At 64.6% G+C, this 15,336-nt stretch carries 11 protein-coding genes; 7 read left to right on the top strand and 4 right to left on the bottom strand.

Translation table 11 applies throughout. The features are described from left to right. The first annotated feature begins 16 nt into the window (after window positions 1–16). The 5 genes from CK501_RS14135 (at window position 17) to CK501_RS14115 (ending at window position 6,844) form a co-directional block, all read left to right on the top strand. On the top strand, window positions 17–1,234 hold the full coding sequence (locus CK501_RS14135) for a GTPase family protein (protein ID WP_095618392.1): 1,218 nt from the start codon (window positions 17–19) through the stop codon (window positions 1,232–1,234). Further along, window positions 1,231–2,763 (top strand): GTPase family protein, encoded by a 1,533-nt coding sequence (locus tag CK501_RS14130; RefSeq protein ID WP_095618391.1) that lies wholly within the window; start codon window positions 1,231–1,233, stop codon window positions 2,761–2,763. The genes CK501_RS14135 and CK501_RS14130 overlap by 4 nt, the downstream gene beginning before the upstream one ends. A 217-nt stretch (window positions 2,764–2,980) precedes the next feature. Beyond that, window positions 2,981–4,936 (top strand): TonB-dependent receptor family protein, encoded by a 1,956-nt coding sequence (locus tag CK501_RS14125; protein WP_095618390.1) that lies wholly within the window; start codon window positions 2,981–2,983, stop codon window positions 4,934–4,936. Continuing rightward, the gene (locus CK501_RS14120; RefSeq protein WP_095618389.1) at window positions 4,936–6,273 is read left to right on the top strand and encodes an MFS transporter; all 1,338 of its coding nucleotides are present in this window, start codon (window positions 4,936–4,938) and stop codon (window positions 6,271–6,273) included. The genes CK501_RS14125 and CK501_RS14120 overlap by 1 nt, the downstream gene beginning before the upstream one ends. A 37-nt stretch (window positions 6,274–6,310) precedes the next feature. Continuing rightward, window positions 6,311–6,844, top strand: coding sequence for a methyltransferase (locus tag CK501_RS14115; RefSeq protein ID WP_095618388.1), 534 nt, complete (start codon window positions 6,311–6,313; stop codon window positions 6,842–6,844). Here CK501_RS14115 and CK501_RS14110 read toward each other — a convergent pair. From CK501_RS14110 to CK501_RS14100, 3 genes are all read right to left on the bottom strand, one after another. After that, a complete protein-coding gene (locus CK501_RS14110) occupies window positions 6,835–7,290 on the bottom strand; it encodes a CopD family protein (protein WP_198949536.1) in 456 nt (151 codons plus the stop codon). The genes CK501_RS14115 and CK501_RS14110 overlap by 10 nt on opposite strands. Further along, the gene (gene pbpG / locus CK501_RS14105; RefSeq protein WP_095618387.1) at window positions 7,287–8,243 is read right to left on the bottom strand and encodes a D-alanyl-D-alanine endopeptidase; all 957 of its coding nucleotides are present in this window, start codon (window positions 8,241–8,243) and stop codon (window positions 7,287–7,289) included. The genes CK501_RS14110 and pbpG overlap by 4 nt, the downstream gene beginning before the upstream one ends. A 61-nt stretch (window positions 8,244–8,304) precedes the next feature. After that, the gene (locus CK501_RS14100) at window positions 8,305–10,644 is read right to left on the bottom strand and encodes a helicase-related protein (RefSeq protein ID WP_198949535.1); all 2,340 of its coding nucleotides are present in this window, start codon (window positions 10,642–10,644) and stop codon (window positions 8,305–8,307) included. A gap of 161 nt (window positions 10,645–10,805) precedes the next feature. Here CK501_RS14100 and CK501_RS14095 point away from each other — a divergent pair, with 161 nt between their 5' ends. After that, window positions 10,806–12,737: a hypothetical protein gene (locus tag CK501_RS14095; RefSeq protein WP_198949534.1), complete on the top strand. Its 1,932-nt coding sequence runs from the start codon at window positions 10,806–10,808 to the stop codon at window positions 12,735–12,737. 84 nt (window positions 12,738–12,821) lie between these two features. Next, window positions 12,822–14,132: an ATP-grasp domain-containing protein gene (locus CK501_RS14090; RefSeq protein WP_095618385.1), complete on the top strand. Its 1,311-nt coding sequence runs from the start codon at window positions 12,822–12,824 to the stop codon at window positions 14,130–14,132. Here CK501_RS14090 and CK501_RS14085 read toward each other — a convergent pair. After that, entirely contained in the window at window positions 14,129–15,175 is a 1,047-nt protein-coding gene (locus tag CK501_RS14085; RefSeq protein WP_095618384.1) for a PA0069 family radical SAM protein, read from the bottom strand. The two genes, CK501_RS14090 and CK501_RS14085, sit on opposite strands and share 4 nt — an antisense overlap. Window positions 15,176–15,336: the final 161 nt, after the last annotated feature.

Raw genomic sequence — 15,336 nt, 5'->3', positions numbered from 1 at the left:
CGGTAAGGTGGACTGCATGACGCGTTCAACCTCCTGGTCCCTGCCGTCACTGGGCGCTCTGCGGGAAGCCCTGCTGCGTCCGGGGGTGGATGATGAAAGGCTGACCGCTGCCCTGGCCCAGGCAAGGGAGCAGCAGCCCCCTCCCGTGGTCTGGCTGCTGGGTAAGGCGCAGTCCGGGAAGACCTCTGTCATCCGGGCGCTGACCGGCAGTCCGCGGGCCACCATCGGCAACGGCTTCCAGGCCTGTACCCGCACCGCTTCCTTCTACGATTTCCCGGAGCAGGCGCCTGTGGTGCGCTTTCTGGACACCCGTGGGCTGGGCGAGGTGACCTATGATGCGGGTGAGGATCTGGCCTTCTGCGAATCCCAGTCCCACCTGGTGATGGCGGTGATGAAAATCGCCGATCCGGATCAGGGGGCGGTTCTGGACGCCCTGGAGACCGTGCGCAGGCGCCACCCGGAGTGGCCTGTGGTGCTGGTGCACACGTCCCTCCACGAGCTGTACCCGCCTGGCTCGGACCATGTCATGCCGTGGCCCTTTGAGGCTGAGCCACTGCCGGAGACAGTGCCCTCGGATCTTCGGCGGGCGTTGGCCGAACGCCGGGAGCTGGCTAAAGCGCTTCCCGGGCATGCCCCGGTGGTGTCGGTGGCTGTCGATCTCACCCTGGAGGAAGATGGCTTCGCCATGGCGGATTACGGGCTGGAAGGCCTGTGGCGAGCCATCGAGGAGACCGCCACCTTTGAGCTCCGGGCCCGGTTGCAGCAGGATCCGGGGCTGCGGGATCTGTTCAGCCGTGCTGCCCACCCGCAGATCACCGGCTACAGTCTGGCGGCTGCCGGCGCCGGTGCCCTGCCGCTGATCGATGCGGCACTGCTGCCGGCGTTGCAGGTGCGGATGCTGCACGCCCTTGGCCGGATCTATCAGCAGCCCTGGGACATGCGGCGCAGCTCCGAGTTCTTCGGTCTGCTGGGGGTAGGAGTGCTCGCCGGCTATGGGTTGCGCTGGGCCGGGCGCAGCCTGGTCAAGATGGTGCCGGGCTGGGGCCAGACACTGGGGGCAGCCTGGGGCGCCTCCAGTGCCGCAGCGGTTACCTATGCGCTGGGCAAGGCGGCGGATTTCTATCTGGCCCGCACGGCGGATGGCATGCCGGTCGAGGCGGAGGCCATCCGGCGTCTCTACCGCGAGGCGTTTGAGCAGGGCCTTCATCTCGGCCATGACAGGGGCAGCGAATGAGGGCCCTGCTGCGTGAGTTCGGTTACCTGCGGCTGGTGGCCGTACTGATCGCCTTCCTGCCATTTTTTGTGCTGCCCGCCCTGGGCGTGGTCTGGCTGTGGCATTCCGGCCAGCTTCTGGTCTGGTTCCTGGTTATGGCGGGCTGTGGCCTTCTCGGGTATGGACTGCACTGGCTCTCGAGGCTGTACAGCCGCAGCCAGCTGCCGCCCGCCACGGGCCCTGAAGCCCATTGGCCTCCGGACTCCCATGAGGCCTGGCAGCACGTTGAGGCCCGCGCCAGCGAGGCCACACCGGAACAGTATCCGCTCAGCGACGCCACCGGACTCTTCCGCCTGGGCCGCGATACCGTGGAGGATGTGGCCCGCCATTACCATCCGCACCGCGAACGCCCCCTGCTGGAGCTGACCGTCCCGCACATGCTGCTGATCATTGAGCGGGCCAGCCGGGAGCTGCGGGCGGACATTGTCGATCACGTGCCGCTCAGCCATCGACTGACCCTGGGGAGCATGGCCCGGCTGCGGCGCTGGCGGGATACGGCGGTGCGCCTGGAGGGGCTGTATCGGCTGGGGCATGCGGCGGTGGACCCGACCAGTGTGGTGTTCCGCGAACTGCGCCGGGATCTGGGCAACCGGGTACTGGGTTACGGTTCGGAGCAGGTCCAGACCTGGCTGTTGCGTGAGTACATACGCAAGGTGGGCTATTACGCCATCGAGCTCTACAGCGGCCGTTTGCTGCTGGCGTCGGAAACACCCGTGGAATCGGTGACACGGGCCTCTCAGCTGCAGCAGCGGGAGAGTGAGGGCCGCTCGGAATCGTCGGAGCCGCTCAGGATCCTGCTGCTGGGTCGCGCCAACAGTGGCCGCTCCAGCCTGGTCAACGCGCTGGTGGGCGAACCGGTGGCGGCGGTGGACAGCGCTGCTGGAACCACCGGGGCCATTGAGGCCTACAGCTGGGGCAGCAGTGACGGCGATGAGGTGCTGCTGATTGACACCCCGGGAGTGGAAGGCGAGGCCCTTGATACCGCAACCCTGCGACGCGAGGTACTGGGGACGGATCTGGTGTTGTGGGTGACGCCGGCATTGCGCGCCGACCGCGAGGGTGAGCGGGCGGTACTGGAGCGCATGCGCGACTGGTTCCGTGAGGATCCCTCCCGGCGCCCACCGCCGCTGATCGGCGTGGTGACAGGGGTGGACGCGGTCCGTCCCGCCCGTGAATGGGCGCCGCCCTATACGCTGGCCGAACCGGCGACGCCCAAGGCCCGCAACATTGTCGCCGCCGTGGAAGTGGTAGGGGGCGAGCTTGAGTTCGACGCCCGGCACCGGGTGGGCGTCAGTCTCAGCGGTGACGCGCCGTTCAACGTGACCCCGGGGCTGGTGGAGCTCATGGAGGGCCAGCTGGACGAGGCCCGGCGCATCCGGCTTCTCAGATGCCTGCGCGAGCGCCGGCGCGATGAGACCTGGCGTTACCTATGGCGGCAGGTTCGTAATGCCGGGCAGACGGCGCTTGCAAAGGCCCGTAAACATCACTGAACGAGGCATCAGTGGCCTGCGAGGCATGCACATTGGCCGTGGTTTCGGTAATGTGGTGTGCAATGTTCCGGGAACTCCACGGCGTCCGTATCTTGGCTGAACACACTGCAGCACAACCCATGGGAAAGGGGCACCGATGTGGCCTGGCGGTGGCGTTGGCGGGGCTGCTCATCCCCGTGGCCAGTAGCGCCCAGGAGACCAGCATGGGGGGGCGCCCGTGGAGGTGACCGCCACAGGGCTGGTCCGGGACCGCGCGCAGGCCCCCATGGCGGTAACCGTGGTGGATGAAACAGCCCTTCAGGACGGGCGCGAACGGCTTGGCCTGGATGAAGGGCTCAAGCGTGTGCCCGGCATCTTCTTCCAGAACCGCTACAACTTCGCCCAGAACCTCCGGATCTCCATGCGTGGCTTTGGTGCCCGGGCGCCTTTCGGTATCCGTGGGATCCGGCTGCGCGTGGACGGTATTCCCGAGACGCTGCCGGACGGCCAGTCCCAGATTGACACCATCGACCTGGAAAGCGCCGAACGGGTGGAAGTGCTGCGTGGCCCGTCATCGGCGCTCTACGGCAATGCCGCCGGCGGCATGCTGGCGGTGACGACGCCGGACGGACGGGGCAAGGCGCCACCCCGGGCCTCGCTCACCGGTGGCAGCCATGGCCTGCGCCGGGTGGCGGCCAGCGGAGGTGGCACCTCCGGCGCCTGGAATGGGCATATCAGCGCCTGGCATCTGGATTACGACGGCTACCGCGACCAGAGCCGAACCGAGAAGATGATGGTCAACGGTAAAGCGGGTTACCAGCTGGGCCCGGGGCGGCGGCTGGAGACGGTCTTTACCGCCTATGATCAGCCCACCGGGGAGGATCCCGGAGCGTTGACGCGGGCCCAGGCCAGGGAAGACCGCCGTCAGGCTGATCCGGATGCCGAGACACTGGACGCCGGTCAGAGCGTGGACCAGCAGCGGCTCGGGCTGATCTACAGCGATGAACGCAGCCTGCCGGGCGTGCTGGAGCTGACCACCTTCTACACACGCCGGAACTTTGAGCAGCAGCTGCCGTTCGCGGGGCCCAGCCTGATTGGTTACGAGCGGGATTTCTACGACACATCCGCTGAATACCGCGACCAGGCCGGAGTGGCCGGCCTGCCCGTGGACTGGACGCTGGGGACCTCCTTCAGGAAACAGCGTGATGATCGCGAACGATTCAACGTAAACAGCAATGGCGAGCGGGGAACCAAAGCCCGGGATGCCCTGGAGCGGGCCACAAGTACCGCCCTTTACGGGCAGGCGGATCTGGCGGTGACGGATTCCGTCAGGATGATGTTTGGAGGCCGCTACGATCATGTCCGGTTCCAGGTCGAGGAGCGGGGAGGCGGCGATGGGGCATTTGATGACCGCAGCTATGATGAGTTCAGTGTCAGCCTGGGCCCCACCTGGTCCTTCCATCCCCGGCATCAGCTGTATGCGAACGTCGGGACGGCGTTTGAAACGCCAACGTTCACGGAACTCATTGACGCTACAGCCAACAACAATCAGACCGCCCCGGAGCTGACGCCTCAGAAGGCGGTCAACACGGAGGTTGGTTTCAAGGGGGTCGTGAACGAGCGGCTGCGTTATGAGCTGGCTGCCTATCGTGTCACCACCGAGGATGAGATCGTCGTCAACGAGAATGATGATGGCAGTACCACCTACCGCAATGCGGGCGAAACCCGCCGTGATGGTGTTGAACTGGGGGGTGAGGCCTTCGTCACGGAGAACCTGACCCTGACCGGGGCCTACACGTGGTCGGATTTCCGCTTCCGGGATCACCCGGATGGACTGGCCGGCAACCGGCTGCCGGGGCTGCCGGAACACAACCTGTTCCTGGAGGCCGCCTGGGATCAGGGTCCCTGGATGGTGGCGGTTGAGACAGAGGCGATCAGTGATGTCTACGTCAGTGATGCCAATGGGGTGTCCGCCAGTGGTTATGGCCTTGTGCATCTGCGTGGCCAGTACGAGCTGGCGCTGGGCGGATCACGCCTGACGCTGGGGTGGGGCGTCCAGAACCTGTTTGATCGGGACTATTTCAGCAATATCCGGGTCAATGCCAGCGACAACGAAAGCACTGGCGCTTTCTATGAACCCGCCCCCGGACGTACCATTCACGCCAGTGTCTCGCTTACCTTCCAGGGCCCCTGATGGACGCACAGACCCGCGCCCCGCGCCGTGAGATCTTTGGTTGGGCAATGTTCGATTTCGCCAACCAGGCCTATACGCTGCTGATCATCACGGTGGTGTTCGGGGATCTGTTCACCCGCGTGATCGTTGGCGATGGCCCCGACTACCGGTTGGGCAACTTCCTCTGGAGCCTGGCGCTGGCGGTCAGCTACGCCCTGGTGGTGGTCGCCAATCCGGTGTGCGGGGCCGTCATGGATTACACGCGCTCGCGCAAGCGCTTCCTGTTCGCCAGTTACCTTGTGACCGTGGTGGCGACCGGTCTGCTGTACTTTGTGGAGCCGGGCTGGATCGCCATCGCCATGGTGCTGATCATTGTCTCCAACTTTGCCTACGCCATCGGCGAGGGCTTCATCTCGAGTTTCCTGCCGGATCTGGGCCCGCGCGAGGCGTTGGGTTGGATCTCGGGGCTGGGCTGGAGCCTGGGCTACATCGGCGGGCTGGTGGCCACGGCCTTCACGCTGGCTTTCCTGGGGGAGGTGACGGCGGAAAACTACGACACCATCCGCTGGGTCGGGCCCTTTGCCGCGGTGTTCTTTCTGGTGGCCGCGATTCCCACCTTTGTCTGGGTCCGCGAGCGCGGCGACGCCCGTGTGGTACCGGAAGGCTGGTCGCTGACCCGGTTGGGCGTCAGCCGTCTTCTGGCCACGGGGCGGATGGTGAACGAGTTCCGGGACCTGCGCTGGCTGCTGGTCTCGATCTTCTTCTCCATGGCCGGGATCTACATCATCGTCAGCTTCTCGTTCATCTACGGCTCCCAGGTGATCGGCTGGGATGAGGCCACGCGTACGCTGATGTTCATCACCGTCCAGATCACCGCCGCCATTGGTGCGCTGCTGTTCGGCTGGCTCCAGGGCCACTGGGGCGCGCGCCGGACCTACCTCATCACGCTCTGGCTCTGGGTGGTGGCCATACTGGCCATCTGGCAGACGCCGAATATGACGCTGCTGCTTGAGCGGCTGGCCGGGCTGAGCTTCGAGGCCCAGGAGGTGTTCCTGGTGGCAGGGGTTCTGGCCGGGCTCAGCCTGGGGTCGGCCCAGTCCGCCGGCAGGGCGCTGGTGGGGGTGCTTACGCCCACGGGCAAGGCGGCGGAGTTCTTCGGCTTCTGGGGTACCGCCTCCAAGCTGGCGGCCATTGTCGGCATCCTGGGGCTGGGGCTGATCCAGTGGGCGCTGGGGCTGGCGGATGCCATTCTGTTCTGCCTGGTCCTGTTCGTGCTGGCCATGCTGACAGTGCTGCCGGTGAATGAAGGGCGGGGGCAGGATGTGGCCGAGAACTGGCGGGAGTCGGAATCCGGATGAGTGCTGAGCCTTACATGAGGCGGGGAGCGGGCGTTCCATGGAGATAGCGGCTCTGGTGGTGCTTGCCGTGGTTCTGGTGGTGGGGGCGTCCATCCTGTGGTCGACCCTGCGCACGGGCATGCCGCCGATGCCCAGCCTCGGCCGGGCGCCAAGGGCGATGCTGGAGCTGGTGGAAGCGCCGCCTGAAGGGGGCATCGCGGACATGGGCTCCGGCTGGGGGACCCTTGCCATCCGCTTTGCGCGGCGTTTCCCGCGGACGCAGGTGGTCGGTTACGAGGTATCGTTCTTTCCCTGGCTGGTATCCGTGTTACTGGCGCGGCTGATGCGACTGGAGAACCTGCGCTTCCACAGGCGGGACTTCCGGGAGGCGGACCTGGACGGGGTGGAGGTGTTGCTGTGCTATCTGATGCCAGAGGGGATGCAGGCGGTACAGCAGCGGCTGGAGCGCGATCCGGGGTCGGTGCGCTGGGTGATCAGCCACTGCTTTGCCCTGCGTGGGCGTGAGCCCGAGACGGTCAGCGAGCTCCCGGATCTCTACGCCACGCGGATCTACCGTTATCGTTACCAGTAGCGCCCGCCGGTTGCGATGACCACCACGATCAGGCCGATGACCAGGTTGATGGCCACGAACTTGCGGATCTGGCCGACCCGGCGCTTGCCTTCCTCGATGTCGCCACTGTCCACGGCCTGCTTGAGGCGCTTATAAGGGGCGAAGAAGATGTGCAGGAACAGCAGCATCATCAGCAGGCCGAGCCCGTGCATCATATGGATGTGCCAGTTGACGTTGCCCATGCCGCCATAGGCGTGGATGAGCCCGTAGCCGGTGACCAGCAGGAGGCCCACCGCGGCCCAGACCCAGCGGAAGAACAGCGACAGGGCGTGGCACCACAGCAGCGGACGCTGGGAGGGGTCGACCACCCGCACCACCGCGGGGCGCATGGCCATATAGGCGAAGAACATGCCGCCCACCCAGATCACGGCGGCGAGGGCATGCAGGGAAAGGGACAGTCCGATCATTGCGCGGTCTCCATTGAATCCTTGTGTGTGTTTTCGGCGGTCTGGGTCTCGCGGGCCTTCAGGGCCTGGACCTGTCGGTGCTCATAGCGTTTGGCGGCGCCGGCAACGGCGCCGCTGTTGCCCGTCCGGAGCCAGCGCCGCACACGCCCGGCATCGCCCAGTGGGGTGCGCTTCCCGAAGGAGTTGAGGAACACCATGCCCACCGGGCGGTCGTCCACCTGGGTCACCATCATCAGGCAGCGCCCGGCGTCGTTCAGGTAACCCGTCTTGGTCAGGCGTACCGGCCAGCCCCGCCGATGCACCAGAACGTTGGTGTTGCCATAGCGCAGCTGGTAGCGCGGGCTGCGGAAGTGCACCGTATGGTAACGCGTGGTTGAGAGCTCGCGCAGGGTCTCATTTTCCCAGGCCGCGCGCATCAGCCGTGTCAGGTCCGAGGCGGTCGACTGGTTCTTCGAGGACAGCCCGGCCGGATCCACGAACTGGGAATTGTTCATGCCGAGCAGGGTGGCTTTACGGTTCATCGCCTCGATGAAGGCCTCGTAGCCGCCGGGGTGATGGCGCGCCAGCTGATGGGCCGCCAGGTTCTCGGAGGCCATCAATGCAATGCGCACCAGATCCCGGCGCGTGGCCTCGGAATCGATGCGGATGCGGGAGTAGGCGTTGACCGGAGCCGGGCGGTCCCGCTCCAGGATGGTGAGGTACTCATCCAGTGGCTCGTCGGATTCCAGAACCACCAGGGCGGTCATTATCTTGGTGATCGAGGCGATGGGGACCGGGATCTGGGCGTGCTTGCCATGGATCTGGGAGCCGGTTTCAAGATCAACCACAGCTGAGTGAACGGAGGCAAGCTGCAGGTTCCGGGTATCCAGACCGTCTGTCAGTGGCGATGCACCTGTGCCTGCCGGAAGCAGGATGAGCAGGCAGAACAACCCAGTCAGCCAGAGTCTTGCCATCAGTGCCCCTCCTTATGAAAGACGCCATTGTTCCACACTGGAAGCCGGCGTGGAACCGCGTTCACTGGACCGTAACCACTTTGCTGGCCCGGCGGTAGCGGATCTTCCAGCCCTTCCAGCTGGGCAGTTCCCAGCGCTTGGGCGGTGTTCTGCGCGGGCCGTGGCGGTAGTCCAGGGTGATGCGCCGGGCGGCGGGTTCATAGGTTACATCCATGACCAGATCCCCCAGTGAAATCCGGCGGGGGTAACGCCGGTCGAAGGTTTCGCGTTCCCATTCCGGAATGCCCTCAAAGGCGAGATCCCCGGGCTCAAGCAGGCTTTCATCCCCGGGCTCCTCCACGCCCAGCGCCTGCAGGCGCTGGCAGAGCCACTGCTGGGCGGATTCCGGAACCGCACCTTCACCATGACCCAGCGCCACATACAGCGCCCACTGCTGGATGTCCGCCTGGACCCTGTCGCCAACAGGGGGGAGCAGCTGGCCCTGGAGGATCAGTTCGGCGAGAGCGTTGCGCAGCTCCGAGCCAGCGGGGATCGTATCCTCCGAGCTGACCACCCGGTTGGCGTAAAGGCGTTCGCGGCGAACCCGGGGTTCGCCGTCCTCGAGGCGCATCTCCCCGAAGCGGACCTCGCCCAGCTCCAGCTCGTCCAGAATGGCCAGTGGCACCGGGGCCAGACAGGTGGCGATGGTGATGGTCTGGCGGTGGCCGCGCTTGCCGGGGGTGCTGTGCTCGTCCAGCACCAGTGCGGCTTCGGCCTCTTCCGGCAGCCTGGAGGCCTCATCCGGGAGGACCTCGCGGGCGTCGTTGCCCATGGCCTGGCGGCGCTTCTCGCGGCGGACAAAAACCAGTTCCGGAGCCGCGCGGGCAATGGCCCGGCGCAGGTGGTCCGGGTTGCTGACCGGTTCATTGGGGATGCCCGGAAGGGCCAGGGCGTCCCGGATGCGCCCGGCAAGCTGGTGGGCTTCCTGGCGGGCCTGGTTGTTCACGCTCAACGGCGCCGGTGGGCGGTTCCGCAACAGGGCGATCAGTGTGGTGGCGTCGCAGGGGTCGGGCAGCCAGTCGCCCAGGGCGCGGCGCTGGTCTTCCTTGTCCGGGAAGCGGAAAAGGCGCGGGCGCGTGCTCAGTGCGGCCGTGAGGTCCGCCATGGCGCCCTGGGTGTCGGCATCCGGCATGGCCGAGATCAGGTGGGCAAAGAAGCTGTCGATGGGAAGCTGGAACAGGCGCTGCCCGTACCCGGTCGCGACACCGGCTTCATCCACGGCGCCCACGCGCTGGAGCTGCTCGAGGGCCGCATTGTGGGCTTTTTCCGGCAGCGGGTCGGGGAAACGGAGCGCGCTTGCGGGTGTGCCCGCGCAGCCGGCGGCCAGCACCAGCTCGGTCAGCTCCTCGCGCTGGATTTCCGGCGCGGTGGTGGCCTCCAGCGGTGCGCCGCGGCCCCAGAGCCGGATGGCCGTGCCCGCGTCGGTGCGCCCGGCACGGCCACTGCGCTGGTCCGCCGAGGCCTGGCTGATGGCGGCCAGGCTGAGCACGGTGCGGCCGTTGCGCTGGTGGGTGCGCCGCTCCAGGCCGGAGTCGACCACGGCGGTCACGCCGGGAATGGTCAGGGAGGTCTCGGCCACGTTGGTGGCCAGGATCACGCGCTGGCCGCCGTCCTCGGCCAGTGCCGCTTTCTGGGACTCGGCGTCCACGGTGGCGTGCAGGGTCAGTACCGGGACGCCAGGATCTCCCAGGGCCTGCTCCGTATCACGGATCTCGCCCCGGCCCGGGAGGAACGCCAGCACGGGTCCGTGGGTCTGGCTGAGCGCCCGCTTGATGGCCCGGGCCATGCGTTCCGCCAGATGGCGGCTTTCGGGCATCTGGCGCTCATCCTTTGCCTCATGCTGGAGGGTCACCGGGAACCGCCGCCCCTCCGCCTCGATCAATGGCGCCTGTAGATGGCGGGCCACGGCCTCCGCGGCGAAGGTCGCGGAGGTCACGACCAGGTGATGGTGGTCCTGGTGCTGGAGCAGGGCGAGGAGCAGATCCGTGTCCCAGCGCCGTTCATGGAATTCGTCCAGAATGACGGTCCGGAATCGCTGCAGCCCGCCTTCGCCCAGCCATCGCAGCGCCATGCCGGGGGTGGCGAAAACCAGTGGCGTGTCGCTGTTGCAGCGCATATCAAACCGGACGGCGTAACCAATGCCCTCACCGAGGGCCGTTCCCTGTTGCCGGGCGAGGAAGCCGGCCAGTGCCGTGCAGGCAACCCGGCGGGGCTCGATCACCAGGGTGGCTCCCTGTTCGCTGGCCCAGACGGGCAGACGGGTGGACTTGCCGGAGCCCGTGTCCGCGGTCACAACGGCGTGACCCTGCTGCAGGGCGTCCATGAAGCGTGTACGGTGGGGGTCAATGGGTAGTTGATGCATTCGGTTGCAGTCGAGCGCTGTTTGCAGGTTCAATGGGCTAGGTAGTAATGCGACTCCCATTCTAACAGTGGCTGGCCTAATTTGGCGGCAAGGGGGCGCCTGGAGTGCACGGAGCTGAACATGAACCCAAAACGCAGTATGACGGCGCCCCTGAGGCGCTCGTGACGACACTCGACGCGGCCATCAGCCGCCTTGCTGAAGTCAATTCAGTTGAAGGCGTCTCGCCGGTTTTCGAGGTGATTGAGGCAGCACAGCCCCTGATGTTCAGTCCCGAAGGCCTGGAGGCGCTCTACGAGCGCGTGCCCGCCATTGAGAGCGCCGGGTTTTTTGGCGGCAGTGATTGGGACTACCCCCAGACGCTGGTGCCCTCACTGGCCGTGCGCACGGTGCGTTACGGCGAACCCACCGCGACGCTGGTCGAAAGCCTGAGCCAGATCCGCCTGCTGGCAGTGGCCAAGGGCGATTACATCCATCCGTCGATTTCGGCGGAACACGCTCACCACTTTCTCGCCCAGGTCCTGGCCATGAATCTGGATCTGGTGGTCGGCGATCTGCAGGAAAGCGATCGGCTGCGGCCCAATGAGCTGGGTTACGCGGTTCAGAATCTCTATCACTACCTGCTCCGGCACCTGGGCTACGAGAATCTTCTGGAACATCTGGTGGCCGAAGTCTGGCGGATTCTGGAACAGCGCCCGGTCCAGGTGGAGGGCGTCAAACAGATGGTGACGCAGATCGCGGTCTGCCTGCAGAAACCGGACGCGCTGGGTGGCGAAGTCGGCGACGACGCGCTGCAACTGATCAACGCCGTATTCAGCCCCACCGAGGCGTGCCGTGAAGATCCCGGTTTCGAGGTCTACTCGGAACGACTGGCGGACATGGACGACGCCGCCCTGTTGCAGGAGGCCATCGCCTTTGCCCGGGCCATGCACAGCACTGGGCTGGTGTCGGCCTACATGCCTGTGTTCATACGCTACCTGCGGGGCCGCTGGAACGCCCTGATTCCGACAGCTTTGGGCCTGAGTTACACGGGTGCCGACGCGTTTCACTGCTACCCGGCGTTGATCCACACCCTGATTGATGAGGCTGTGTTTCCCGAGACCAGCCAGTGTGCCTATGGCCTGGCCATGATGCTTGAGCGGGGTATTCTCTATGCGCCTCCGGTGGCCCCCTCCCTGTGGCGCCAGATACGGCTGTCCCTCTGTGACGCGGCCGCCCGGAAAATGGTGGCGGTTTTTGGCAGCGCCCGCTCACCGGAGCGTTTCCTGCTTGCCGACGTGCTCAATGTGCTCGGGCGCCCGCTGGGCATAGGGCAGGGGAACTACCCCACCTGCCAGTCCACCCGCGCCCTGTCCATGTGGGCGTACAGCATGCCGGAGGAACTGCTCCGGATCCTGGCCTGGGCGGCACGCGACGACGAAGTGGTGATGCGCTTTGAAGGCAACAGTGTTTCATCGCGGGAGCTGGGCGCCGGACTGGCTACCGAGCCCCCGGTGGATGTGGACGCCGTCTCACTGCTGACCGTGCCACACCTGGATCGCATCTACTTCGAAATGGGCCGCCGCAGCGCCGGGCGTGGAGAGGACCCGCATAAATGGGTCAACGCCGAATTCCACGGTGATCGTGTGGGTCACGGATTCCGTATAGCCGTGGATGTGTTCACCGGCGGCCTGAAGGACTTTGAGGGGTTTATCCGTGACTTTTACGCGGCTTACCACCCCTTCTACAACGGCAATATTCCGGTCATCAATCCACAGCCTGCCGGTATTGCGGTCACCGACAGTGCCACGCGCTTTCTCGGCTGGCACGCGATCACCATCCAGCGGCTCGCGCTGGATACGGATAAGACCATGCGCGTCTATTTTTTCAACCCAAATAACGACAGCGGGCAGAACTGGGGCCAGGATATTGTGACCTCGACCCAGGGCCACGGCGAGCTCTATGGTGAAGCCTCGCTGCCGGTGGCCGAGTTCGCGTCACGACTGTACGTGTTTCACTACGACCCTCTTGAAAAGGGCGAACCGAGCGATATACCAACCGATGAAGTCAATCGGGCCATGCAATTGGCCCAGACGAGCTGGGCCCAAGGGCGTTAGCTGGCCCCAGAAGCCTGCTTGTCGAACGCTGGCGCTGCCAATCCTGGCGTCAGCTTCTTGCGAAAGGCAAAAGGAGAATAATGTATGCCAAGCGAATCACAGGTTCCAACAACAAGCCGAGACGTTTCCGGCTGGACTGATCCGACACTGGACTCGGTACGCGGAACGGAAACCCCCAAAGACCCGAATAAGGGCTACATCGCGCTGCTGGGCTGGAGCGTCAACGCCATTAAGGCCGCCCAGAAGTTCGATCGGCGCTACATCGTGGTCGCCCCCGAGTGGGCCGCTGATTTCTGCGAAGCCAACAAGATTCCATTCATTCCCTGGGATTTTGAGCGTCTGAACGATCGCTCGCTGGAAATTGCCGAGCGGCTGAAAGAGGAAGGGGTTGATGTCGCCATCCCCCTGTTTGAGGAAACCGTCGAGTGGTCGGGTGCGATCAACTCAGTGCTCATGGACAACCCGCGCATGTACGGGCAGTCCATCCTGTTCCGGGACAAGGCCCTGATGAAGCGCCGTGCCCAGCTGGGTGGTATCCGCGTGGGGATTTTCGAGGAAGCCCACGAAAAGGACGACATCGTCCGCTTCATGAAGCGCGTAAACCAGACGCTGCTCAAGCTTGACGGCGACCCGGATGACCCGATTCACGTCAAGGCTTTCGACAAGGCCGGCTGCCTCGGGCACCGCATGATCCGCACGCTTGAAGAGATTGAGCACATACCGGACGAAGAGTATCCGCTGCTCATGGAAAGCCACCTGGATGGCTGGGAGTTCGCGGTCGAGGCCTGGATCCACGACGGTAAGATCCAGTTCCTCAACATCTCCGAGTACGTGACGCTGGGCTATTCGGTCTTTGTGCCCGCCACCAGGGAGCTGGAGAGCTGGCGCGATCTGATCACCAAGCAGATCGAAAAACTGATCAAGACCTTCGACATCCAGTTCGGTCTGATCCACCCGGAGTATTTCGTGACCGCCGATGGCGAAATGTACTTTGGCGAGATCGCCTATCGCCCACCCGGGTTCAAGGCGTTCGAACTGATTGAGCGGGCTTACGGGTTCAGTGCCTACCAGGCGTCCATGCTGGTGTTTGATCCCAAGAGCACCAAGGAAGAGGTGGAAAACTTCTTCCCGAAAGAAGTGGAAGGTGCCAGGGGCTACGCCGGGTGCTTCGGTGTTTACCCGCGCCATCGTGTCGTCAGCAGGCTGGAGATGCCGAAAGAAACCACGGAGCATCCGTACTTCGAGTCCCACGAGCTGGTCGAACCGAGAGAGGAAACGGTGCCGGACCGCTCAGCCTTCGGCACACACTGGGGGCTGGTCTTCTTCTTCGGGGATGACCCCATCAAGATGCGGGATCTGCTCAAGGCGCAGGAAGACCTGCACTTTTACGTCTAGAACAGCCCCATCTGCTCACCGCCTGGGCGCCGGAACAATCCGGTGTCCAGCGGTTCCTCCTCTTGTACATTCAATCCCACCGCACGGCACTGACGCTCGAACCGCTGCCGATACAGTCCTGCCAGAACGCCCGTCCCCGTCATCCGTTGTCCCCACTCACTGCTGTTGGTATTGCCGCCCCTGAGATCGCGGACACGGTTCATAACGTGCGCTGCCCGGTCGGGGTAGTGGTGCTGTAGCCAATCCTCAAACAGCGGCGCGACCTCATGGGGCAGGCGCAGCAGCACCCAGCTGGCCCGCTGTGCGCCGTTTTCCGCGGCTGCACTGAGCATGGCCTCCATTTCATAGTCATTGATGAATGGGATGATAGGGGCGGTCAGAACTCCTGTCGGCACACCTGCCTCTGAAAGCTCCCTCAATACCCGCAGACGTGTGCTCGCCGCGGTGGCCCTGGGCTCCAGCTGGCCCTTGAGGCGGTTGTCGAGGGTCGTCAGCGAGACCCGCACGGAGCACAGCCCCATTGCCGCCATCTCCGACAGCAGGTCTGCGTCCCGCAGGATCAGTCGGCTCTTGGTAATGATGGACACCGGGTGACGGTATTCGAGCAGTATCTCCAGCAGTTTGCGGGTGATCCGATGATCCTTCTCCGCTGGCTGGTAGGCATCCGTGTTGACGCCCAGAGCAATCGGCGTGGGCTTATAGCGGGGGTGGTCCAGAGCCGCTTTAAGCTTCTCAGGCGCGTTGGTTTTGACCTGGATCCGGGTCTCAAAGTCCAGCCCCGGTGACAGGTCCTGGTAAGCGTGGGAAGGCCTGGCAAAGCAGTAAATACACCCGTGCTCGCAGCCCTGGTAAGGGTTCACGGACTGGCTGAAGGGTATATCCGGCGATTCATTCCGGCTGATGATGGAGCGCGCTGCCACCGGTTGGGTGGTAGTAGGGGGCGCTCCCTCTGCTTCGGGAGACGATTCCTCATCGGCCCATGGCTCGCTGACGCGGGCCTCGAACCGATGCGGGATATTGGTCTGGCTGGCTCGTCCCTTCATCGCCAAAACTGTATAAATAAACAGTTGTCAGGTCAAGAAAAAGGTGTGGCTGGGGCTTCCGAGCGATTTAGAAAACCTAATAGTTCTATCGTTAGACTCATATAGTATATGAAGGTGTTTCCCCCCTATGATTTGCGTACTGGAGACAGCGATAGCCGGCG

The organism is Halovibrio salipaludis (assembly GCF_002286965.1).
Classification (GTDB): domain Bacteria; phylum Pseudomonadota; class Gammaproteobacteria; order Pseudomonadales; family Oleiphilaceae; genus Halospina; species Halospina salipaludis.
The sequence above is the reverse complement of the archived record's forward strand: the minus strand, read 5'-3'. Positions and strand labels throughout refer to the sequence as shown.